The organism is Novosphingobium sp., from assembly GCF_027489515.1.
Classification (GTDB): domain Bacteria; phylum Pseudomonadota; class Alphaproteobacteria; order Sphingomonadales; family Sphingomonadaceae; genus Novosphingobium.
Genome location: NZ_JAIXZS010000073.1, coordinates 63197 through 84770, shown reverse-complemented (window position 1 = coordinate 84770; position 21574 = coordinate 63197). Strand labels below are relative to the sequence as shown.

29 protein-coding genes are annotated in these 21574 nt (G+C 67.1%); 22 read left to right on the top strand and 7 right to left on the bottom strand.

From position 1 onward, the window contains the following. Positions 1 to 21 precede the first annotated feature (21 nt). From Q0082_RS13175 to Q0082_RS13130, 10 genes are all read left to right on the top strand, one after another. Positions 22 to 627 carry a flagellar basal body-associated FliL family protein gene (locus tag Q0082_RS13175; protein ID WP_298193355.1) on the top strand — a complete coding sequence of 202 codons (606 nt, stop codon included), beginning with the start codon at positions 22 to 24 and terminating at the stop codon, positions 625 to 627. A gap of 9 nt (positions 628 to 636) precedes the next feature. Continuing rightward, on the top strand, positions 637 to 1521 hold the full coding sequence (locus Q0082_RS13170) for a FliM/FliN family flagellar motor switch protein (protein ID WP_298193352.1): 885 nt from the start codon (positions 637 to 639) through the stop codon (positions 1519 to 1521). 27 nt (positions 1522 to 1548) lie between these two features. Then, complete coding sequence (fliN, locus tag Q0082_RS13165; protein ID WP_298193351.1) at positions 1549 to 1809, top strand: flagellar motor switch protein FliN; 261 nt, start codon at positions 1549 to 1551, stop codon at positions 1807 to 1809. Continuing rightward, positions 1809 to 2090, top strand: a complete 282-nt coding sequence (locus Q0082_RS13160; protein ID WP_298193349.1) for a flagellar biosynthetic protein FliO — start codon at positions 1809 to 1811, stop codon at positions 2088 to 2090. Before fliN ends, Q0082_RS13160 begins: the two co-directional genes overlap by 1 nt. A gap of 79 nt (positions 2091 to 2169) precedes the next feature. After that, positions 2170 to 2898 (top strand): flagellar type III secretion system pore protein FliP, encoded by a 729-nt coding sequence (gene fliP, locus Q0082_RS13155; protein ID WP_298193451.1) that lies wholly within the window; start codon positions 2170 to 2172, stop codon positions 2896 to 2898. A gap of 6 nt (positions 2899 to 2904) precedes the next feature. Further along, the gene (gene fliQ / locus Q0082_RS13150) at positions 2905 to 3177 is read left to right on the top strand and encodes a flagellar biosynthesis protein FliQ (protein ID WP_067907138.1); all 273 of its coding nucleotides are present in this window, start codon (positions 2905 to 2907) and stop codon (positions 3175 to 3177) included. Positions 3178 to 3187: 10 nt separating this feature from the next. Then, positions 3188 to 3979, top strand: coding sequence for a flagellar biosynthetic protein FliR (gene fliR / locus Q0082_RS13145; RefSeq protein ID WP_298193347.1), 792 nt, complete (start codon positions 3188 to 3190; stop codon positions 3977 to 3979). Positions 3980 to 4009: 30 nt separating this feature from the next. After that, positions 4010 to 5155, top strand: coding sequence for a flagellar type III secretion system protein FlhB (locus Q0082_RS13140; RefSeq protein ID WP_298193345.1), 1146 nt, complete (start codon positions 4010 to 4012; stop codon positions 5153 to 5155). Positions 5156 to 5185: 30 nt separating this feature from the next. Continuing rightward, the gene (gene fliD / locus Q0082_RS13135; protein ID WP_298193343.1) at positions 5186 to 6625 is read left to right on the top strand and encodes a flagellar filament capping protein FliD; all 1440 of its coding nucleotides are present in this window, start codon (positions 5186 to 5188) and stop codon (positions 6623 to 6625) included. Next, on the top strand, positions 6625 to 7005 hold the full coding sequence (locus Q0082_RS13130) for a flagellar protein FliS (RefSeq protein ID WP_298193340.1): 381 nt from the start codon (positions 6625 to 6627) through the stop codon (positions 7003 to 7005). Before fliD ends, Q0082_RS13130 begins: the two co-directional genes overlap by 1 nt. Position 7006: 1 nt before the next feature. Here the strand turns inward: Q0082_RS13130 and Q0082_RS13125 are convergent, their stop codons facing one another. The 4 genes from Q0082_RS13125 to Q0082_RS13110 all read right to left on the bottom strand — a co-directional run bounded on the left by Q0082_RS13125 (position 7007) and on the right by Q0082_RS13110 (position 9388). After that, complete coding sequence (locus Q0082_RS13125; protein ID WP_298193338.1) at positions 7007 to 7540, bottom strand: helix-turn-helix transcriptional regulator; 534 nt, start codon at positions 7538 to 7540, stop codon at positions 7007 to 7009. Between the two features lie 9 nt (positions 7541 to 7549). Next, a complete protein-coding gene (locus Q0082_RS13120) occupies positions 7550 to 8149 on the bottom strand; it encodes a cytochrome b/b6 domain-containing protein (RefSeq protein ID WP_298193335.1) in 600 nt (199 codons plus the stop codon). Next, positions 8142 to 8381 (bottom strand): hypothetical protein, encoded by a 240-nt coding sequence (locus Q0082_RS13115; protein WP_298193334.1) that lies wholly within the window; start codon positions 8379 to 8381, stop codon positions 8142 to 8144. Before Q0082_RS13115 ends, Q0082_RS13120 begins: the two co-directional genes overlap by 8 nt. A gap of 137 nt (positions 8382 to 8518) precedes the next feature. Then, positions 8519 to 9388, bottom strand: a complete 870-nt coding sequence (locus Q0082_RS13110) for a B12-binding domain-containing protein (RefSeq protein ID WP_298193331.1) — start codon at positions 9386 to 9388, stop codon at positions 8519 to 8521. Between the two features lie 295 nt (positions 9389 to 9683). On the opposite strand from Q0082_RS13110, the gene Q0082_RS13105 reads away from it, so the two are divergent. Genes Q0082_RS13105 through arsH form a run of 4 tightly spaced genes read left to right on the top strand, consistent with a single transcriptional unit; the run spans position 9684 to position 11961 of the window. After that, positions 9684 to 10028, top strand: a complete 345-nt coding sequence (locus Q0082_RS13105) for a metalloregulator ArsR/SmtB family transcription factor (RefSeq protein WP_298193330.1) — start codon at positions 9684 to 9686, stop codon at positions 10026 to 10028. 21 nt (positions 10029 to 10049) lie between these two features. Further along, positions 10050 to 10556, top strand: a complete 507-nt coding sequence (locus Q0082_RS13100) for an arsenate reductase ArsC (RefSeq protein WP_298193328.1) — start codon at positions 10050 to 10052, stop codon at positions 10554 to 10556. Further along, on the top strand, positions 10553 to 11215 hold the full coding sequence (locus Q0082_RS13095; protein WP_298193327.1) for an MIP/aquaporin family protein: 663 nt from the start codon (positions 10553 to 10555) through the stop codon (positions 11213 to 11215). Before Q0082_RS13100 ends, Q0082_RS13095 begins: the two co-directional genes overlap by 4 nt. Beyond that, positions 11212 to 11961, top strand: coding sequence for an arsenical resistance protein ArsH (gene arsH, locus Q0082_RS13090; RefSeq protein WP_298193325.1), 750 nt, complete (start codon positions 11212 to 11214; stop codon positions 11959 to 11961). Before Q0082_RS13095 ends, arsH begins: the two co-directional genes overlap by 4 nt. An 18-nt stretch (positions 11962 to 11979) precedes the next feature. Here arsH and Q0082_RS13085 read toward each other — a convergent pair whose 3' ends face one another. From Q0082_RS13085 to Q0082_RS13075, 3 genes are all read right to left on the bottom strand, one after another. Next, positions 11980 to 12861 carry a sensor domain-containing diguanylate cyclase gene (locus Q0082_RS13085; protein ID WP_298193323.1) on the bottom strand — a complete coding sequence of 294 codons (882 nt, stop codon included), beginning with the start codon at positions 12859 to 12861 and terminating at the stop codon, positions 11980 to 11982. 290 nt (positions 12862 to 13151) lie between these two features. Next, complete coding sequence (locus Q0082_RS13080; RefSeq protein ID WP_298193322.1) at positions 13152 to 13808, bottom strand: helix-turn-helix domain-containing protein; 657 nt, start codon at positions 13806 to 13808, stop codon at positions 13152 to 13154. Between the two features lie 302 nt (positions 13809 to 14110). Beyond that, positions 14111 to 15142 (bottom strand): chemotaxis protein CheB, encoded by a 1032-nt coding sequence (locus Q0082_RS13075; RefSeq protein WP_298193320.1) that lies wholly within the window; start codon positions 15140 to 15142, stop codon positions 14111 to 14113. Between the two features lie 201 nt (positions 15143 to 15343). Between Q0082_RS13075 and Q0082_RS13070 the strand changes: the two genes are divergently transcribed. Genes Q0082_RS13070 through Q0082_RS13035 form a run of 8 tightly spaced genes read left to right on the top strand, consistent with a single transcriptional unit; the run spans position 15344 to position 21480 of the window. After that, the gene (locus Q0082_RS13070) at positions 15344 to 15619 is read left to right on the top strand and encodes a chemotaxis protein CheX (protein ID WP_298193318.1); all 276 of its coding nucleotides are present in this window, start codon (positions 15344 to 15346) and stop codon (positions 15617 to 15619) included. Further along, on the top strand, positions 15616 to 17781 hold the full coding sequence (locus Q0082_RS13065; RefSeq protein WP_298193316.1) for a chemotaxis protein CheA: 2166 nt from the start codon (positions 15616 to 15618) through the stop codon (positions 17779 to 17781). Before Q0082_RS13070 ends, Q0082_RS13065 begins: the two co-directional genes overlap by 4 nt. After that, entirely contained in the window at positions 17778 to 18647 is an 870-nt protein-coding gene (locus Q0082_RS13060; RefSeq protein WP_298193313.1) for a protein-glutamate O-methyltransferase CheR, read from the top strand. Before Q0082_RS13065 ends, Q0082_RS13060 begins: the two co-directional genes overlap by 4 nt. Continuing rightward, entirely contained in the window at positions 18644 to 19702 is a 1059-nt protein-coding gene (gene cheB, locus Q0082_RS13055) for a chemotaxis-specific protein-glutamate methyltransferase CheB (RefSeq protein WP_298193311.1), read from the top strand. Before Q0082_RS13060 ends, cheB begins: the two co-directional genes overlap by 4 nt. A 4-nt stretch (positions 19703 to 19706) precedes the next feature. After that, the gene (locus tag Q0082_RS13050; protein ID WP_298193309.1) at positions 19707 to 20270 is read left to right on the top strand and encodes a chemotaxis protein CheD; all 564 of its coding nucleotides are present in this window, start codon (positions 19707 to 19709) and stop codon (positions 20268 to 20270) included. 21 nt (positions 20271 to 20291) lie between these two features. Then, complete coding sequence (locus Q0082_RS13045) at positions 20292 to 20663, top strand: response regulator (RefSeq protein ID WP_082697696.1); 372 nt, start codon at positions 20292 to 20294, stop codon at positions 20661 to 20663. Between the two features lie 58 nt (positions 20664 to 20721). Continuing rightward, positions 20722 to 21165 (top strand): chemotaxis protein CheW, encoded by a 444-nt coding sequence (locus Q0082_RS13040; RefSeq protein ID WP_298193306.1) that lies wholly within the window; start codon positions 20722 to 20724, stop codon positions 21163 to 21165. A gap of 54 nt (positions 21166 to 21219) precedes the next feature. Continuing rightward, positions 21220 to 21480, top strand: coding sequence for a hypothetical protein (locus Q0082_RS13035; RefSeq protein WP_298193303.1), 261 nt, complete (start codon positions 21220 to 21222; stop codon positions 21478 to 21480). Positions 21481 to 21574: the final 94 nt, after the last annotated feature.

Below are 21574 nucleotides of genomic sequence, written 5' to 3'. Positions count from 1 at the left end.
CGAGACCCGTAAGGACCCCTGATGAGCGAGAAGAAGGACAAGGACGCCAAGCCCAAAAAGAAGGGCGGCGGCATGATGCTCAAGATCGGTGCCGCCGGCGCCTTGCTCGCGGTCGGTGGCGGCGGCGCCTACGGCCTTGTCGCGGCCGGGATCATCGGCGGCGGCGGTCATGGTGAAGAGCACGAGGACAAGAACCCCAAGCTGATCAAGAAGGGCGAGGAGGACCCCTACGCGCCTGCCCCCAAGGAAGGCGGCCACGGCGAGGAAGGCGGCGGCGGCCACGAAGTCGATGGCGAGGGCGGCAGCGAATACCGCACCGCCTATTTCAGCTTCACCGATGATTTCACCTCGAATCTCAAGGATTCGGACATGCTGGTGCAGGTCAGCCTCGCCTGCTCCACCCACCGCGATTACCGCGTGATCCTCTGGCTGCAGAAGCACGAGCTTGCCATCCGCTCGGCGCTGCTCACCGCGATTGCGGACACCCCGGGCGAGGAAGTCCAGTCCGCCGAGGGCAAGGCCCGCCTGCAGAAGCGGCTCGTCGCCACGATCAACAAGGTGCTCAACGATACCGAAGGCTTCGGCGGGGTCGATGCCGTCTACTTCAAGACCTTCATCGTCCAGTAACGCGCTGAAATGAAACCGGAACGCCCCCTCGTTGCCCAAAGGCCGCTGGCCCGCCACAGCGCAGCGCTGCTGCGCCCGGCGCCCGCCGCGGCCGAGCTCCTCCCGCTGCTTGCGCGCGCGGGCGAACAGCTGGCGCGCAAGCTGCGCCTCGCGCTCGCGCCGGTCCATGGCGGCGAGGCGGCGGCGGTCGAATGCAGCCAGCAGGCCGACATCACGGCGGGCACTTTTGCCCCCCCGGGCCTCGTGGCGATCAGCCTGCTTGCCGCCGGCGCGGCAGGGCATCCCCTGCTCGCGGTGGTCGAGGGCGAGAGCGTGCTGCGCCTGCTCGACCGGGCGTTCGGCGGTCCCGGCGAGGCACCCTCCCCGCTCCCGCGCGAGCTCCCGCTCTCCGCCGAACTCATGGTGCAGCGGATCGAGACGCTGATCGCCGCCCCGCTGGCCGCCACGCTCGGGCTTGAGGGCGGCGTGCAGCCAATGCGCCGCGCCGCCAGCATGGCCGAACTCGCCGCGCTGCCCGAAAGCACGCCGCTTGCCGTGCTCACCTTCGCGATCCGTGAAGGCGCGCGGCCGCCCTGGTCGCTGCGCCTCGGCTTTCCCATGCACGCGCTTGCCGATCTCACCGGCGCTGCGCGCCCGGCACCGCGTGCCGTGCAAACCGCCGCGCCCGCCAGTCCGCTCGATGCCCCATTCGCCGACATGCCGCTCACCTTGCGCGCCGTGCTGGTCGACGTGGCGCTGCCGCTCGCCACGCTCTCCGCGCTCGAAGTCGGCCAGGTCCTTGCTGTCCCGGTCGCCCGCAACGTTCCCTTGCGCATCGGCGAGGCGCTCGTCGGCCACGGCACCATCGGCGCGGTGGACGACCGCGTCGCCCTTCAACTCACCCAGCTCGCCTGACCCGGCGGCCCATCGCAGGATGCCCCAATGACCTTCCAGACCCGCGGCCTCGAATTCCTCAAGGACGTCGACGTGCGCCTCACTGTCGAGCTCGGCCGCACCGAAATGAAGCTCAAGGACGTGCTCTCGCTCACCGAGGAAAGCGTCGTCACGCTCGACCGGCTGACCGACGAGCTGCTCGACGTCATGGTCAACGGCAAGCTCATCGCACGCGGCGAAGTCGTCGCGCAGGGCGAGCGCTTCGGCCTGCGCATCGTCGAGCTGGTCGGGCAGGAGGGTCAGGCCTGATGCTCTGGTATCTGCTCAAGCTCGCGGTCGTGCTGCCGCTGATCGCCGGGCTCGCCTGGGTCAGTCTCAAGTTCGCGCGCCGCATGGAGCAGCGCTTCAGCCCCACCGGCGGGCAGCGCAGTGTGAAGATCATCGAAACCCAGTGGCTCGGCCCGGGCCAGCGCATCGCCGTGCTCGAATTCCGGGGCCGCGAGATCCTTGTCTCGGCCTCGCGCCAGGGCCTCGTCCGCCTCGCCGAAGTGCCCGCGCGCACCGGCGCGGTAACTGGCAACGGGGATTGATGCGGTGAAGATCAAACATCTCCTCCTCTTCGTCAGCGTCCTCGTGATCGGCCTCGCGCTTCCCGCGCATGCCGCCGATGTGGCCGCCGCAGCCCAGCCCGTCGCGGCTCCGACCGGCACCGCCATCCCCGGCGCGCTCGACCGCGCCTTCGGCCAGATCGCGGGCGCGCAGTCGAACGGCTCGCTGTCGCTTTCGCTCCAGCTGCTCCTTATCATGGGGCTGCTCACGATCCTTCCCAGTCTCGTACTGATGATGACGAGCTTCACCCGCATCCTCGTCGTCCTCGCGATCCTCAGGCAGGCGCTGGGCCTCCAGCAGTCGCCGCCCAATCAGGTGCTGATCGGCCTTTCGCTGTTCCTTTCGCTGTTCATCATGGCCCCCACGCTCGACAAGGTGAACGCCAACGCCATCGCGCCCTATTCCGCCGGCACGATCAACGCCGAGCAGGCCATCGCCGCCGCCGGCACCGAATTCCACGGCTTCATGATCCGCCAGACGCGTGAGCACGATCTCCAGATGTTCGCCACCATGGCCAAGGCGCCCAAGTTCGCGCGGACGGCGGACGTCCCCTTCTCGATCCTCCTCCCCGCTTTCGTGACGAGCGAACTCAAGACCGCATTCCAGATCGGCTTCATGCTGTTCCTGCCGTTTCTCGTGATCGATCTCGTCGTCTCCTCGGTGCTCATGAGCCTCGGCATGATGATGATGTCCCCCACCATCGTGTCCCTGCCGTTCAAGCTCCTGCTCTTCGTCCTCGTCGATGGCTGGGCCCTCCTCATGGGCAGCCTTGCGGCAAGCTTCGGGTAGCGCGCAATGAACGACACCGCTGCCCTCCTCGCTCTGGCTGACCGCATGCTCTGGGTCACCGCGCTGGTCGCCGCGCCAGTGCTGCTCGCCAGCCTTGCCGTCGGCCTCGTCGTCGGCGTGGTCCAGGCCGCCACCTCGATCAACGAACAGACGCTCACGTTCGTCCCCAAGCTTGCCGCCATCGCGCTCGTGCTGGTGCTGCTGGGCGGCGCGATGATGGGCCTGATCGGCGATTTCCTCGTCGAGATCTTCGCCCAGATCGCGCAGACCGGAAAGTGAGCGCAGGAGCATGATCGCGCTCCACTTCGGCTTCGGCGCGCTGGAAGCGGAATTCTGGCGCATGATCTTCGTCATGACCCGCATCGGCGCCGCATTGCTCGCGGCCCCGCTGTTCGGCGCGAACTCCGTGCCGATGCAGCTGCGCGTCAGCCTTGCCGGCGCCGTCGCGGTCCTCGTTTGCGCCTGGACGCCTGTCGCCGCCCCCCCTGCGCTGTTCACGCTCTCGGGCCTCCTCATCACCGCGCAGGAAATCCTCATTGGCCTCTCGCTGGGCTTCGTGCTGCAATGGAGCTTCTCCGCCCCGCTGATTGCGGCCGAAGTCATCGGCGGCTCGATGGGGATGAGCATCGCCTCCACGGCCGATCCCGTCAGCGGCGCGCATTCGCCTGTGCTGGGCCAGTACTTCTCGGTGCTGCTCACCGTGCTGTTCCTTGGCCTCGGCGCGCACCTCACGTGGTTCGCACTGATCGTGCAGAGCTACGAGACGTTCCCGCCGGGTGCCGCGTGGTTCACGCCCGAACGCATGATGCTGGTCGCCGGCTTCGGCGCGCAGATGCTGACCGCCGCAATCGCCATCGCGCTCCCCGTCACGCTCCTCCTGCTGCTCGTGCAGGTGATGACCGGCGTGATCAGCCGCTCCGCGCCCAGCCTCAATCTCTTCGCGCTGGGCCTGCCCGCCGGTGTCCTCGCCGGGATCGCTGCGCTGATCCTCACCGCGCCCCTGCTGACCGACAAACTCGGCGACCTCTCGCTCACGGCCATCGCCCAGGCCGCACAACTGATCAGCCCGAAACATGGCTGAAGAGACACCCCATGGCTGAAGAGACAACCCATGGCTGAAGAGACTCCGGGCGAGAAGACCTTCGCTCCCACCGAGAAGCGCCGCACCGACGCCGCCAAGAACGGCGACGTCCTGCGCCCGCGCGAACTCGGCATCGCCGTGAGCGTCCTCGGCGGGGCGGCGTGGCTGCAGTTCGCGGGGCCCTGGCTGCTCGACAGCCTCGGCCGCACCGCGCGCAGCGGCCTCGTGTGGGACCGCACCGCAATCGAACAGTTCGATCCAGCCGCCCCGATCCGCGCCGCGCTGCTCGCCGCGCTGCCCCCTGTGCTCAGCCTCGGCGCACTCCTCATGCTCGCCGCGCTCGTCTCGCAATTGGGCCTCGGCGAAGGCCGCTGGGTCGGCGGCAACCTTGCGCCCAAGGCCTCGCGCCTCAATCCGCTTTCTGGCCTCAAACGCATGTTCGGCCCGCAAGGCTGGATCGAACTCGCCAAGGGACTCGCCAAGCTCGCGCTCCTCGGCGCCATCGCTTATGTCTGGATCAAGGGCCGCCTTCCCGCGATCGTCGGCCTCGGTGGCGGGGAGCTGCGCGGCCAGCTCGCCTATGGCTGGGACGCGCTCCTCGCCCTGCTCTACGCGCTCGGCGGCGGCCTCGTCGTGATCGCGCTCGCCGATTATCCCGTCCAGTGGCTGCGCCGCATGATGCGCCTCAGGATGTCCCTCCAGGACCTCAAGGACGAGAACAAGGAGAGCGAAGGCTCGCCCGAACGCAAGGCCGCGATCCGCCAGCGCCAGCGCCAGATCGCCATGGGCGGCCTCGCCAAGGCGATGAAGGAAGCCCAGTTCGTCATCACCAACCCCACGCACTTCAGCGTCGCACTCGCCTACGATCCGGAGAAGGCCCCCGCCCCTGTCGTGCTTGCCAAGGGCCGCGGCGAAAAGGCGCTCGCGATGCGCGAGATGGCCGCCGAAATGGCCGTCCCTACGCTGTCTTCTCCGGCCCTCGCCCGCTCGGTCTACTTCACCACGCGCGAGAACCAGATGATCCGCGAGGAGCTCTACGCCGCCGTCGCCGCGGTGCTTGCATTCGTCCTCGCGCTGAAGCGCGGCGATGCCCCACCGCAGCCCCACGTCGATGTCCCGCTCGAGCTGCGCTTCGACCCCGAAGGCCGCCCGGAATCCCGCACGCCAGCGGCTTAACCCCGCTGAGAATCCGCCGTTCTGGAAAGCATGGCTACCACCTCCGCCACCTCCTCGACTTCGGCCACCGCCAATCTGGTGTCCACGCTCGGCGCGGGCAGCGGAATCAACATGTCGCAGCTGGCCGAGCAGCTGGCAGCCGCGCAATATGCCGCGCGGCTCGATCAGATCACCGCGAAGACCGACAAGATCACCTCACAGATCTCCTCGGCCTCGACGCTCAGGGGCATGATCACAAGCCTCGCCTCCTCGCTGGGGGACCGGGTGCGCACCGGCGATCTTGCTGCCACGCCGCAGATCGCGAACAGCGCCGTCGCGCAGGTCAGCAAGGGTGCGGCCACCGGGCGCGGCACCACCACGCTTGAAGTGACCTCGCTCGCCAAGGCGCAAACCCTCGTCACGCCCCCCGTCGCTTCCAGCACGACGCCGGTTGGCGCCGGAACGCTCACCCTGCGCTTCGGCACCGTCAGCGGCGGCACTTTCACCGCAGATGCAGCGCGCGCCGCAGTCGATATCACCATCCCGACCGGCGCCACGCTCGATACCGTGGCCGCCGCGATCAACGGCAGCGGCGCGGGCATCACCGCCTATGTCGCCACCGGCACCAGCGGTGCGCAGCTTGTGCTGAAGGGGCAGGATGGCGCGGCGAACGGCTTCGTCCTTGAAGCCACCGAAAGCCCGACCGAACCCGGTCTCGCCGCACTCGCCTGGGCCCCGTCGGGCGATGCCAGCCGCCTCAAGACGCCCGCAACCGATGCCGCGTTCCTGCTCGATGGCGTCGCGCGTACGTCGGCAACCAACACCGTCACCGATGCCGCCCCCGGCCTTTCGCTGAAGCTCACCGGCACCAATCCCGGCAATCCGACCACGATCAGCTACAGCGATCCGGGCAGCGCCATTACCAGTGCGATGCAGGACCTGACGTCCGCGCTCAACGAGATGGTCGCTGAGCTCAACAAGGATACCGATCCCACCACCGGCGCACTCAGCAACGATCCCGGTGCGCGCATGCTGCGCCGCCAGCTGACCACGCTGGCCAGCGCGCAGGTCATGCCGGCCAATGCCACCGGCGCCCCGACCACGCTTGCCGATCTTGGTCTCAAGACCAATCGTGATGGCACCTTCACGCTCGATACCACGCGCCTCGCCGCCACCTTGAAGCGTGATCCCATCGGGACGGGTGCAATGTTCACCACCGGGCTCTACGGCGTCTACGCAACTTTCGACAAGCTCGCCCGCACCGTCGGTTCGAGCAGCGATCCCTCCTCGCTCGGCGGCACGATCGCGCGGCTTACCAAGCTGCAGACCACGCTCGGCACGCAGAAGACCACAATGGAAACCAAGCAGGAAGATCTGCGCCAGCGCCTCGTCTCGCGCTTCGCAAAGCTCGATACTAACATCACCGGCTCGAAATCGACGCTGTCCTTCCTGCAGGCCCAGATCGACGCCTGGAACGGGAAGAACAACTGATGCTTTTGCGCAAGGATCCCGGAGAGACCTACCGCCGCGTCGATTTCGATGCGCGCGTCAAGGGCGCCAGCTCGCTCCAGCTTGTCGCGCTCTGCCTCGAACAGGCTGCCGGCTCGCTCGGGCGCGCGATCTACGCACAGGCGCACGGGGATAATTCGGCGAAGAGCGCCGCGCTCACCCGCGCTGTCGCCGCGATCACCGCGCTTGAACTCGGGGTCGATACCGCAAACCCGGTCAGCCAGCCGCTGCTCCAGCTCTACCAGGCCGCGCGGCGCACCATCCTCGATAACGCGCTGCGGTTCGATGCGCCCCAGCTGGAAACGATCCGCACCGACCTTCTCGATATCCGCGAGGCGATGCTCGGTACGGCAGCCGGCTGATTCAGGCTGGGCCCGCCGAAACGGCGGCGCCGGCCACCGCCAGATCAGGATCGATCAGATCTTCGAGAAACTGCGCGACCAGCGCGGAATGGCTGCTTACTCCCGCCTTGGCATAGATCCGGGTAAGCTGCGCGCGCACCGTGCCTTCGGCTGCGCCGCGCAGGCGGGCGATCTCGGCGACGTCTGCGCCCTTGATCGCGAAAAGCGCGACATCGGCCTCGGCTGCGGTGAGACGCCATTCGGCAAACCGCAGCCGGATGAGGTCGGCAACCACCCGCCGCGCCAGGGCAACGGCCAGATTGTCCTGCCGGGCCTGCTCGATTAGGTCGCGCACTTGCACCGCACCGACGATTACCGCCACCACCAGCGCAGTGGCGGCGGCGCCTTCGGCGATCAAATGCCCGGTCCAGCCTTCGCTGGCCACATCGGCCATGAAGTCGATCAGAAACAGGCCCGCCGCCAGCGCCTGCAAGGCCACCACGATGGCCATCATGGCGGCCTTGCGATGCAGTCGCTCCTTGCGTTCCGAAACCATGGCCGGAGCCTAACGGCCACCCGGAAGCATGGCCAGCGCAAGGTTGCGGCGCTGTCTGCGGCTCTCGAACACGACCCCGCCGATATGGAGCAGGATCAGTGCATAAAGCAGATTGGCCGCCGCTTCGTGTACTTCCGTGAGAGGGCCTTCCTCGCGCTCGCCATCTGCCGCCTCACCGCTTTCCTCGCCCGCCTGCATGCCTGCGGCGATGGCCGGACGCTCATCAGCCCCATAGCCTGAAGGCAGACCCGCCATGCCTATGCCAGTGCCGATGATCACCAGCATCGTGCCCCAGATGGCATAGACCATCAGCGCACCCAGCGGATTGTGCGAGCGATGCGCAGTCGTTTTCCCGGCTGCGATCTCCCGCACATGAGCGACGGCGCGTGCTGGGCTGGGCGGGAACGCACGAAACCGTGCCTCTTCAGGGCCGACCAGCCCCCACAGCAGGCGCAGCGCCAGAATGCCGGCCAGCGCATAGCCGATCCAGACATGCGCCGACGAGCCGCCTTCGGTGAACAGCGCATTGGCGAGCAGGGCGAACGCGACGGACCAGTGGGTTAGCTTGACCAGCGGATCCCAGCGGCGACGAATGGGTGCGTCAGTCATCGCTGCGCTCCTCTCCTGCTTCACGGCTGTCCCCGTGCGGCTTGCCGCGCTTGCCCGACATCTCGCGCGCCTCGCTGTCGTGCTCCTTGCAAGGCGGCGTGCCGCGCTTGACGTGCGGATGCCGCGTGTGATCGGCCCGCTCGGGCGCCTCCGTGCGGACCGGCGCCGCGGCCAAAGGCACGGCAAGCCCTGCCGCCAGAGCTGAACCCAGAACAAATGCCTTCGTGATCATGATAGTCTCCTACGCGTGGTTGGAGACCTCGAGGTGGGCCGGCAGCCACCGGCACGCCATTGGCGCGGCGCTTAGGAGCAGGGGAATAAGCAGGCGCTTACGGCGTGTGCATCAAGTGCGCTCGCAGGCTGGCGCGGTCAGTTCGCTGTCTTGAGCACCATTTCGTCAAACAGCTTCTGCGCCATCAGCACGGCCGTTGGCGCATTGGCTGCGGTGCCGTCCGCGCCCACTTCCAGCGCGAGCGCCGGATTGGCAGTAAACACCGGGCCGCCAACCATCACGCCGATCATCTGGTTGCGCGATTCGCGCCGGATCAGCCGGATCGTCTCTTCCAGCGCGGGGAGCGAGCGCTCCGAACCGACTGTCAGCCCCGCCACGGCATACCACTGTGCGCTTGCTGCCTTGGCGATCTCCGTAGCACTGCGATCAAAGGCGGATTCGACTTCCCAGCCCGCGCCTTCCAGAAAACGCCGTACCATGCTCGCGCCGAACGAGTGCTGGTCCCCCGGTGTCATCGCCATCAGCACCTGACGCCGACTGTCGAGCTCGGGCAGCAGATGCGATCCGTTGAATGTCGCCAGCAGCTTCTGCAGCCGCGCCACGCCCAAGGTCACGTCGATGAAATCGCACTCGTCGCGGTCCCACAGCTGGCCCAGATAGCGCGCCGCCGGCTCGAGCAGTTCGACGAACAGCGTCTCCATCGAAAGCCCGCGATCACGCAGCACCAGCACGTAGGACACCGCCGCCTCGAGGTCGCTCCCCAGCACAATATGCGCAAGGCCCGAGATATCGGAGCTGCTCGGCGCCAGCGCCTCGACCACCAGCTCCACCGGCGGAGCCTCGGGTAGAACTTCACTGTGAAGTCGCAGCAGCTGCGGGATGATCTGCTGAGCCACGACTGCGGCAAGCCGCGCCTGCCGCACGGCCACATCGTCGCGGCGATAAACTTCGGGCGAGACGAAATGCGTCTCCAGCCGCTCTAATCCCCGCCGGTCAATTGCCGGCATCGCAACCCTCGCCGCCCGTCCCATGACGAAATTCCCCCAACGCACACAACCGCTTACGAGTCGCTGAAACAAAGACACCACATCGGACCCACCCTGTCGAGCGCTGTTTCCCCGAGTATCCTCTGCCCTTTATGCCGCCGGACCGAAGGCCACGGATTTCTGCGGGACGGCGCGATAGGGCAGAGGTGGTGGCAATGATAAATAATGCGGATGCGCCGCTCTCCCGGCGTCGGGCAGGGCCAGAACCGGCATCGCAGAGCTTTACCCGCCTGCTCATTTCGAATATCGCAGAACTATGGAAATGAAGCTTGCCGTCGCCGGTCTCTCGTCGCTTGCCCATGAAGGACGCCTCAAGGCCTTTCGTCTCCTGGTGCGCGCGGGGTCGCACGGCATGGCCGCAGGCGAGCTCGCGCGGCAGCTCGACGTACCGCCCAACACGCTCTCCACCAATCTTGCCATCCTCAGCCATGCCGGGCTGATCGAGAGCAGGCGGGCGGGCAAATCGGTGATCTACTCAGTGCGCTACGGGCAGATGACTGCGCTGTTGCAGTTCCTGATGGAAGACTGCTGCGCGGGATCGTCGGAAATCTGCGCGCCGCTCAAGGCCATCGCACTGGCATGCGATTGTGCCGACAACTGATTGCAAACAGGGGGAAATTGTATGACCGATACACTGCCGGGCGTGCTGGTGCTGTGCACTGGCAATTCGGCGCGCTCGATCCTGGGCGAAGCCATTCTGGCGAAACTCGGCGAAGGTCGCCTCCGCGCCTACAGCGCGGGGAGCAAGCCCAAGGGCGTGCCACATCCGGGCGCACTCCGGCTGCTGGGGCGCCGTGGGATCGATACCACGCCCTTCCGGTCGAAGAGCTGGAACGAGTTTACCGCCGCGGGCGCACCGCGCATCGATATCGCGATCACTGTTTGCGGCAATGCGGCGCAGGAAGCCTGCCCGGTGTTTATCGGCGCGCCGGTCAAGGGCCATTGGGGCCTGCCCGATCCTGCCGATGTCGAGGGAGGGGACGAAGCCGTCGATGCCGCTTTCGAGGCGACCTGGCAGGCGCTCGTCCTCAGGGTGCGGGCGCTGCTGGCCGCGCCGTTCGAGAGGATGCCGCCGGCTGCCCTGCAGGACCTGCTCTCCGAAATCGGCCGCATGGACGGCGCGGCATGAACCGCGATTTCTGGGCCGAGGCGATCGGCAGCTTCTTCCTGTTCTGCACGGTGATCGGCTCCGGCATCATGGCCGAACAGCTCGCCGGCGGGAATGTCGCCGTGGCGCTGTTCGGCAACACGATCGCGACCGGCGCGATGCTCTACGTGCTGATCGGCATGCTCGGTCCGCTATCGGGCGCGCACTTCAACCCGGCGGTGACACTGGTGTTCCGCCTGCGCGGCGATCTCACCTCAGGCACTGCACTGCGGCTGATCGCCGGCCAGTTCGCCGGCGGCCTTCCCGGCGTCTGGGCCGCGCATCTGATGTTCGCGCGCCCCATTCTCGAACTTTCGACCAAGGTGCGCACTGGCCCCGGCCAGTGGGCTGGCGAGTTCATCGCCACCTTCGGCCTCGTCTTCGTGATCCTCGGCACGCTGCGCCACCGGCCACACGGCGTGCCGGCAGCGGTCGCGCTCTATATCGTCGCGGCCTACTGGTTTACCTCCTCGACCAGCTTCGCCAATCCCGCCATCACCCTCGCCCGCGCGCTGACCGATACCTTTGCCGGCATCGCCCCGGCCGATGTGCCCGCCTTCATTGCCGCGCAGCTCGTCGGCGCGCTTGCGGCGCTGCTGGCCGGGCAGGTCGTGTTCGCGGCAGACGGGGCGGAGGCATGAGCGGCGGCCCGCACACGCGGCTGCGGACGCTCACCGATCCGCACCATTTCCCCGCGCTGAAGCCGGAATACCTGCATCGCCAGCCCGCCCTCGGCCTCGGCGCGTTCGATCCGCCACCGCGAATCCTGCTGCTCTACGGCTCGCTGCGCGAACGCTCGTTCTCGCGCCATTCGGTCGAAGAGGCGGCCCGGCTGCTCCAGCTTTTCGGTTGTGAGACGCGGATCTTCGACCCATCGGACCTCCCGCTGCCCGATCAGGTCGCGGGCGATGATCACCCTGCCGTCCACGAACTGCGCGAGCATTCGCTGTGGTCGGAGGGACAGGTCTGGTGCAGCCCCGAACGGCACGGCCAGATCACCGGGATCATGAAAGCCCAGATCGACCACCTGCCCCTTGCCTACAAAGGCCTGCGCCCCACCCAGGGCCGCACGCTGGCGGTGATGCAGGTCTGCGCGGGTTCGCAGTCGTTCAATTCGGTCAACACCTTGCGCATACTCGGCAGGTGGATGCGCATGTTCACCATCCCCAACCAGTCGAGCGTGGCCAAAGCCTACGAGGAGTTCGACGCAACAGGCCGCATGAAGCCTTCGGCCTACTACGACCGCATCGTCGACGTGATTGAGGAACTGGTGCGGTTCACCGTCCTGCTGCGCCCCCATGCCGAACAGCTGGTCGATCGCTATTCAGAACGGGTCGAGACCGGGCGGCACGTCGGCACGGCGGACGGCATCCTCGGCTCGATCTGAACGCGGTTTGCTGATTACCTAGCGCGCCGTCTCGATCCGCGAGCGCCCCTTGGCCTTGGCCAGAAACAGCGCCAGCTCGGCCTGCCTGACGGTGTGGTCGGCCGAGAGGGTGATCTCGGCCACGCCGACGCTTGTCGAAACGGCGAAGTTGCCGCCCAGCGCCGCTCGCCCGGCTTCGGCAAAGGTCTCGACGACCGGTGCGCAGGCCGCCGCGGCGACCTCAGGCGCAACCGCAGGCATGATCACCGCAAAACGCTCTCCGCCCACGCGCGAGATGATGTCGGCGCTGCGGGTCATCGCGCGCAGCAGCCCGGCAAAGGCGATCAGCAGGTCATCCCCGGCATTCTGCCCAAAGCGCATGTTGAGCCGCATGAAGTGATCGATATCGAACAGCGCGAGCGCGGCCGGATGCGATCTGGTGACGAGATGGTCGAGCATGGCCACGAAGGCGATGCGGTTGGTCAACCGCGTAAGCGGATCGGTGAACTCGGCGGCAAACAGGCGCTCCTCCAGCGATTTGCGCCGCGCGATGCAGCGCATCACCACCAGCGCGCCGTCGATCCGGCCGCCATGGTCGGCCATCGGCCGGACCTGAAACTCGAACCACTGTCCCTGGCGCCCCTCTTGGGCGGTGCGCAGATCGAGCCAGTCGTCACTGCTCTGGCCGGCCACCGCGCAGCGGTGTTTGCTCTCGATCAGATCGCGGTAATCGGGGTGCGCAATATCGCGCAAATGCGGCCCGATCAGCATTGCTGGAAGGGCTAGGCCCAGCTGCTTGAGCGCCGGCGAGGCAGCCAGCACGAAGCCGCGGCGGTCGGTCTTGAGGATGATGTCGGTGGAATGATCGGCGAGCAGACCATACGCTGCAAGTCGTTCGCGTGTTGTGAATTCGGCCCGCATGCGTCCCTTGCCCCGTCAGGATCGCACGCCCGGAAATGCCGCCAACCTATGCTTGCCGCACCCGGACGAAACGATCGCCATTTACCATGCCCTGCCCCCTCGCGAGCCGGGCGGCCAAAGTTAGGCAAGTTAGCTAACAAGACTAATTTTTGGCCGTTAATTCAAATAGATAACGGCGAATCGGCACGATGAAAAGTGGTTAATTCGGGCTAAAGCGAGTCGCGGCCTACCTTTTTGGACTGGAGCACTTTCCGATCAATCTGGCTCACCGTAATTGGTCGGAAAGTGTTCTAGAGCTCGATCGACACTTTCACCCGCGCTGGATCGACACCGAACGCCTCGGCCACAACCGCGCGCGCCTGGCCCAGCGCTTGCGCCAGCGCCGTGCCGTCGCGCCCGGTCAGGAGTTCGTCCTCGGCCACCCCGAGGAGCCGGGCAAGCGCAGCGACTCGCTCAGGCGTCGGACGGCTTTTGCCCTGCTCCCACGCCCAGACAGTCGGCTTGCTCACGTTCACCAGCGCAGCCAGCGCCTCGAGCGTCAGCCCCTGTTCCTTGCGCAGCCGCGCGATGCGGACCGGCAGGGTATCGGCCGCCTCGGCGGGCGCCGGCGCGGATGGGGCGATCACTCTTGCATAGAGTTCGAGCGTGCTCAGGGCACTTGTCGGAAGCGGGGTCTCGAACCGGCATCCGTAGAAGCTCTCGCTCATCCATACGACAAGTGCCGAGACCGTGCCGACCTCGGGCAAGGCCAGCTCGATTCGTTCATCCTGCGCCAGCACAGCGGGGCTTTCGATGAGCAGTCCGGTCGCGGAAATGTTGTGGATCAGTACCCGCGCGGTCTCGCCCGAAGCGGTGGCCCCTGCGGATTCCAGGCGCAACTGGCGCCGCGCCGCGCGGGGGCGCAGCGGATCGATCGGCAGGTCTTCAAAATGGGCAGGGATCGGCATGGTCGGGGCATTCTCCTGATGCCCAGATCGCTGCCAAAGCCGTTAAGATCGGGTTACCGGTAAAGCTCAACACGGTGGGCCGGCAAGAAATCCGGTTTACCAGGCGCACAGCGCAGAGACCCTTCGGCAGACTTTTGTCCAAGAGCACTTTCCGACCAGGCTGGCTCACCGCGATTGGTGGGAAAGTGCTCTAGCCCGGCCGCGCCAAAAGAAAGCCCGGAACCGCAAGGCTGCGGTTCCGGGCAAGGAGCGGGCGTTTCGGGGGGCAACGCCTCAGGGGTAATCTCTGGCAATCACCAGGTTCAGCCGATGGCGCAGGCCTTGAGCACGGCAGCGCCAAGCTCGCTCAGGCCCACTTCGCGCGCAGCGGCGCCGGCTTCGATGGCGGCGGTAGGGGCTTCGGCGACCATCGCCGTCGCGCGGTCCTGCACAAGGGTATCCTGCCCGGCATCGCGCATCAGCCTGAGGCCGCGCGCACCGTCGGTGCCCATGCCGGTCAGCACCGCGCCCACAGCGGGAACCGCACCGCGCGCGATCGAGCCGAACAGGAGGTTGGCCGAAGGCCGCGCGCCGTCCACCGGATCGCGCTCCATCAGGCGGATGCGCGCCGGCTGGCCCGGCTCCACCACCACGTGGCGATCGGGATCAGCGGCGATGTGGATCGTCCCCTGCGCCAGGTTCGCGCCGTCCTTGGCCGCGCGCACGTTGCACTTGAGATCGGTATCGAGCCGTTTGATGAAGGTCTCGACCACCATCGGCTCGGCCTGCAGGCACACAACAGTCGGCGGGCAATTGGCGGGAAACTGCGAAAGGATCGAAGTCAGCGCGTCGATCCCGCCCATCGAGGCGCTGAACGCCGCAATATGGCCATTCCACGCAAAGGGCACGTCGGCGGTATTCTTGGCGTCGCTGCGCGCCTTGCGGTCGTGCACGTTGCTGTTCGCGGCGGCGAGCACGATCTTGCCGAGCTTGCCCACCGTCTTGCTGAACTGCTCGGGCGTTGCCTTGAGCGGCTTGGGGAAGCACTCCACCGCGCCCAGTTCATAGGCCTTCAAGGAGGTTTCGGTCCCCGCCTGCGTGAGGCTGGAGAGCATGACCACCGGCAGCGGATTGGTTTCCATGATCTCGGCGAGGAACTCGATCCCGCTCATGCCCGGCATCTCCACGTCGAGCGTGATGACGTTGGGCTTCAATTCGGCGATCTGTTCGCGCGCGGCGCCGGCATTGGCCGCAACACCGACGACGCGGACGTTCTTCGCCTCGTCGAGAATATCGGAAAACAGCGCGCGCATCGCGGCGGAATCATCGACCACGAGGACCCGGGCTTCGTGCATGGGGAGGCTTACCTTCCTGTTGGCGCGCCGCATGTCGGGCGCTGTAGAGCGCGTGATACGCGCCCGCCTCCCTGCAATTCCTCCTCACGCCGTTAAGTATCTCACCGTAAGCCCGAGGCAAGGCGACCTTTGCCGCTTCCCCCCTAAGCCAGCGGGGAAAGCGTGCCTCCATCTGCGAGGCCAGCGAGGGAAGCCGCATCCATGCCGACGATCACCCTGCCCCCCCGGTGCGACCGCGCCGCAGCCGAGGCCCTGCTGCCTGAAATGGTGGCCGGGCTCGGTTCGGGCGCGCTCCATATCAACGCGCGCGATTGCACCCAGATCGGGCAGGCCATGCTCCAGCTCCTCGTCAGCGCACGCCGCACCAGCGATGGTGCCGTTATCGAGCCGTCCGACCACTTGCGCGAAACCGCCCGCCAGCTTGGCCTCGAGGCGGAACTCTTCGACGGTGCAGTTCATGGCGGAGGCGCTGCATGAACGCCGAGGAAATCCAGGCCATCTTCTTCGCCGAGTGCGAGGAATCGCTGGCGGCGGCGGAAAGCGGCCTCGCCGCCTGCAAGGCCGGCACACAGGACAGCGATACCGTCAACGCGGTGTTCCGCGCGGTCCACTCGATCAAGGGGGGCGCGGGTGCTTTCGGCTATGTCGCGCTGCAGGCCTTTACCCACACGTTCGAGACCCTGCTCTCCGACGTGCGCGAAGGCGCGGTGCCGGTTACCGAACCCCTCGTCGACTTGCTCCTGCGTGCGCTCGATACGCTGAGCGACCACGTCGGCGCCGCGCGCGGCCTCTGCGATGTGCCCGATGACGTTGGCCTCCTCGCCGAACTGACGGCCGCCCAGGCGGCCAATGCGGCCGCTGCGCCAGTATCCGAAGTTTCCTCTTTTATTTCAACACCATCCGTCACTTCTTCCAGTGTCGATACGAGTGAAGATCGTGAAGATCCCTTCGATCTCGACGCTATGCTCGACGACATCACCGGCGCGATGGAAGCCCCCGCAGCCCCCCCTGCACCGGCTCCCGCCCCTGCCTGGCTGCTCAAGGTCCGCCCCCACGCCGGAGCCATGCGCAACGGCGGTGAACCCTTGCTCCTCCTGCGTGAGCTTGCCGCGCTCGGCGCGCGTTGCATCGAATGCGATTGCGGCGCCGTCCCCCCGCTCGATACGCTCGATCCCGGCACCGGCTATCTCGGCTGGACTTTCGCGCTCGATGCCGATGTCAGCGAAAGCGCCGCGCGGGAAATCTTCGAATTCGTCGGCGATGATTGCGGCCTCGCCACGGGCACCGACTCGCCGATGCCGGCGGTGCGCCATGCCCCGCCGCCGGCGCCCCCCAGCGCGAGTGCCGCGCCTGCTGCACCCGCCCCAGCCGTTGCCGCCGTGCAGCCTGGCGCCGCGCCTGCACCTGCCGCCGCCCCGCCCGCGCCCCCCGCGCTCGGCCAGTCGATCCGCATCGAACTCGGCAAGCTCGACAAGCTGATCGATGCGGTCGGCGAACTCGTCATCGCTCAGGCGATGATGGCGCAGCGCCTTGCGGGCGATGGCCTCGCGGTAAAGGAAGAGCTCACCATCCTCGAAGGGCTCACCCGCGACATCCAGGAATCGGCGATGTCGATCCGCGCCCAGCCGATCGGCTCGGTGTTCAGCCGTGTGCCGCGCATCCTGCGCGAACTCACCGCCACCACCGGCAAGCATGTCCGCCTCGAAGTCTCGGGTGAAAGCACCGAGCTCGACAAGACCGTTATCGAGCGCCTCGGCGAGCCGCTCACCCACCTTATCCGCAACGCGGTGGACCACGGCATCGAAAGCGCCGAGGCGCGCATCGCCGCCGGCAAGCCCGCAGAAGGCACGCTGACCCTCTCCGCCGAGCACCGCTCGGGCCGCATTCTCATCCGCATCGCCGACGATGGCGCGGGCATCAACCGCGAGCGCGTCTTTGCGAAAGCGGTCGAAAAGGGCCTCATCGCCCCCGACGCCCAGCTCTCGAAGGAAGAGATCGACCACCTCATCTTCGCGCCCGGCTTCTCCACCGCGCAGCAGGTCTCGAACATCTCGGGCCGCGGCGTCGGCATGGATGTCGTGCGCCAGAACGTGAAAGAACTCGGCGGACGGATCACCATCGACAGCGAGCCCGGCAGCGGCACCACCTTCACGCTGACCCTGCCGCTCACCCTCGCCATTTCGGACGGCATGGTCGTCAACGTGGGTGATCAGACGCTCGTCGTGCCGCTAGCCAATGTCGTCGAAAGCCTGCGCCCGACCAAGGCCGAAGTGCAGGGCCTCGGCGCGCACCGTGCGATGATCAACGTGCGCGGCAAGTTCATTCCGGTCCTGCCGCTCCACGCCGCAGTCGGCGCGCAGGGCGCGATCGAACAGGCGCACGAAGGCGTGCTCATCGTGGTCGAGACCGAAGGCGCCGGCCGCGCCGCGCTGCTTGTCGATGCGATCTGCGATCAGCGCCAGGTCGTGATCAAGAGCCTCGATACCCACTACCGCTCGGTCGAAGGCGTCTCAGGCGCTACCATCCTCGGCGATGGCATGGTCGCGCTTATCGTCGATGTCGACAGCCTTGTCGCGCGCAGCCTTTCCGGCCAGGGCCCCAGCGCACTGGCCGGCCCGATGATCGCCGAGGCTGCATGAGCGCTGCGCTCGCCCATGTCGAAACACTGCCCGGGATCAGCCCCGGCGTCTACAGCGCGGCTGACTTCGCTGCGGTGAGCGAGATCGCGCACCGTGAGGCGGGGATCGTGCTGGCAGAAGGCAAGGCCATGCTGGTCTACTCGCGCCTTGCACCGCTGGTGCGCGATTCGGGCTGCGCCACCTTCGGCTCCTACATTCTGCGCATCCGCGAGGATGCCGCCGAGCGCAATCGCGCGATCATGGCGCTTACCACCAACCACACTTTCTTCTACCGCGAGGCGCATCACTTCGAGCATTTCGCCAGCCACGTCCGCCCCGGCCTCGTCGATACGCTCGCGCGCGGCGGCAAGGTGCGGCTGTGGTCGGCCGGCAGTTCGAGCGGCGAGGAGACCTGGTCGCTGCTGATGACCCTGCTCGGTCCCGATCGCGTGGCCGGCGAGCGCATCGCGCGCGCCGACGTGCGCCTGCTTGGCAGCGACATCGCCGCCCACGCACTGCGCAAGGCAGAGGCTGCGCGCTACCGCACCGAGGAATTGAAGGCCGTGCCCGATGCACTCACCCGCGCCTGGACGGTGCCCGCGGGCGAGGAAACCGAGATCGCACCCAGCGTGCGCGCGCTCGCCCGCTTCCGCACGCTCAACCTCCACGGCCCCTGGCCGATGCAGGGCAAGTTCGATGTGATCTTCTGCCGCAACGTGATGATCTATTTCGACAACCCCACCAAGGAGCGGCTCGTCGCGCGCTTTGCCGAGGCGCTTGTGCCCGGCGGCTGGCTCTATGTCGGCCACAGCGAACGCGTGACCGGCCCCGCCCTACAGCTGCTCGCCACCGCGGGTCCCACCATCTACCGTCGGAGCGAGGCATGAGCCGAACGAGCAAGCCCATCCGCGTCGTGATCGTCGAGGATTCACCGACGATGCGCGCCATTCTGCAGAACCGCTTCGAGCGCGAGGACGATATCGTCGTCGTCGGCGCCGCTGCCAATGCGGCGGAAGGCCGCCAGATGATCCGCGAGCTCGATCCCGATGTCGTCACGCTTGATGTCGAGATGCCGGGCATGAACGGGCTCGACTTCCTCGAGAAGATCATGGCGCTGCGCCCCACGCCGGTCATCGTTGTCTCGGGCTCGACCCACGAAGGCGCAGAGACCACCGCACGCGCGCTCGCGATCGGCGCAGTCGGCTGCTACGCCAAGGGTGAAGGGGCGAACGGCTATTCGTTCGATGATGAAGGCAGGCTCGCCGATCTTGTCCGCGATGCCTCCAAGGTCCGCTTCGTCACCCGCCCGGCCCCGCCGACCCCCACGCCGCCGCGCACGTCCACTGCGCCCCGCAGCCCGGCGCTGATCGAGCGCCCTCGCCTCATCGCCGTCGGCTCCTCCACTGGCGGCGTGGAAGCATTGCAGGTTCTGCTCGGCGGATTCCCCACCGATTGTCCGCCCACGGTGGTCGTCCAGCACATCTCGGCGCGTTTCGCTCCTGCGGTCGCGCGCACGCTCGATCAATCCTGCCCGCCAAGGATCGTGATCGCAGAGCCAGATCTCCCGCTGCTTGACGGCCATGTCTACATCGCGCCCGGCGATGATCGCCACCTCTCGGTCGGCGGCCGCAGCGGTCATCTCTATCAGCGTCTGCGCCGCGGCGAGCCCGTTTCCGGCCATCTGCCCAGCGTCGACGTGCTGTTCCACTCGGCCGCCGAAGTGGTCGGCGCGGGTGCGGTCGGCATCCTCCTCACCGGCATGGGCACTGATGGCGCGGAAGGGCTGCTCGCGCTCGCCCAGTCCGGCGCGCGCACCATCGCACAGGACGAGGCGACCTGCACTGTCTTCGGCATGCCGCGCGCCGCCATCGCGCTCGGCGCTGCCGGTGTCGTCGCGCCGATCGGCACGATTGCCCGCCACGCTTTCAGCAAGGCAGCCTGATCCGATGTTCGAACGCCGAATCCTCGGATCCCTTGAACGCCCGATCGAACGCGTGACCGTCATGCAGGGACAAGCGCTCGTGAGCAGCGATCCGCAGATCGAGTTCTCGACCGTGCTTGGCAGCTGCGTCGCCTCGTGCCTTTATGATCCCGAGGCGCGTGTCGGCGGCATGAACCACTTCCTGCTTGCCGAACCTCCCGCCGGTCTTGCCGGCACCAACGCGGTCGACGAGCACTACGGCGTCTATCTCATGGAACTGCTCGTCAACCAGATGCTTGGCATGGGCGCACGCAAATCGCGGCTGCGCGCGCATCTCTATGGCGGGGCCAACGTCAACCGCAACATGATGCGGATCGGCACGGCAAATGCCGAATTCGCGCAGGGCTTCCTCCGCCGCGAAGGGATCGTGCTGATGCGTGAGGACCTTGGCGGCACCAATGCCCGCCGCGTCGATTTCCGCCCGGCCTCGGGCCAGATCCGCTGCCGCACGGTCGAGGATCGCCTCGCCCCGCCGGTCAATCCCACCACTCGTCCGGAACGCGCGTCCGGCGATGTCGAACTGTTCTGATTCCAACAAGCGAGCCCCAGCATGACCCAAGCCACCCGAATCCTGACTGTAGACGACAGCCCGAGCATGCGGGCTCTCCTGAATCATGCCCTCTCGACGCAAGGTTTCGAGGTGGCGCAAGCCGAAGACGGCCTTGCCGCGCTCGATTGGCTCGCGCTCAACGAGGTCGATGTCGTCATCACCGATATCAACATGCCGCGCCTCGATGGCTTCGGCCTGATCGAGCGTCTGCGCGAGGGCACCCGCCACCGCGACCGCCCGATCCTCGTGCTCACAACCGAAAGCTCCGACGAGAAGAAGGCCCGCGCCCGTGAAGCTGGGGCGACCGGCTGGATCGTCAAGCCCTTCGATGCCGCCAAGCTCGTCGCCGCCGTGCGCCGGGTGGCGCACTGATCCCAATGCGTGCGCCGGGTGGTGCACTGACCTTCACAGCCCCCAAGGAACCCCAACGATGATCCGCGAACTCATCACTTTCGAGGTCGAGGGCCAGGTTTTCGGACTCGACATCATGTCGATCCGCGAAATCCGCGCCTGGACGCCGACGACCCGCCTGCCGCGCGTGCCGCATTATGTCGCGGGCGTCGTCAACCTGCGCGGCACCGTGCTGCCGGTGGTCGATCTCGCTGCCCGCCTCGGCTGGCGCGCAACGGAGCCGACCCCGCGCCATGCGATCATCGTGACGCAGCTGGGCCAGCAGGTCGGCGGCTGGATCGTCGATTCGGTCAGCGACATCGTCACCGTGCCCGATCAGACGCTGCAGGCCCCGCCGCCTGGCGTCGGCAACGACAGCGTGGTGCCGTTCCTCGAGGGTCTTGCCGCAATCGAGGACAAGATGGTCATGGTGCTCAACCTCTTCGCGCTCAGCGACGGGGCCCACCTCGCCGCTGCCGCCTGACCCGCGCAGACCACCCCTCCTCCCTTCGCGCCGCTGCTCAAGGAACCCGTGCCAATGGCCCCCGCCAACACCGCCTCGCATCGCCAGATCGCGCTGGTGCTCGAGGAACTTGCGCAGGAAGTCGAGACGCTCGGCGCCTCGCTCTGTGGCGACATGGACGTGGCCATGCGGCACATGGACAGCCTGCAAGCAATCGATCTGATCGCGCAGAAACAGCGCAGCCTTGCCAAGCTGCTCCACGCCGATTGCCTCGAGACCGAAGTCGAACGCATCGGTCTCGATATCCTGCGCGAAAGAATGCGCCTGCTGCGGTAGCCGGGCCCGGCGTCCCGCTGCGGGACCCGGCGCAAACCGCGGGTTGCCATTCGCTTGCCGATCCCGGAAACTGGGTGCGATCTTCAGGCAAGCA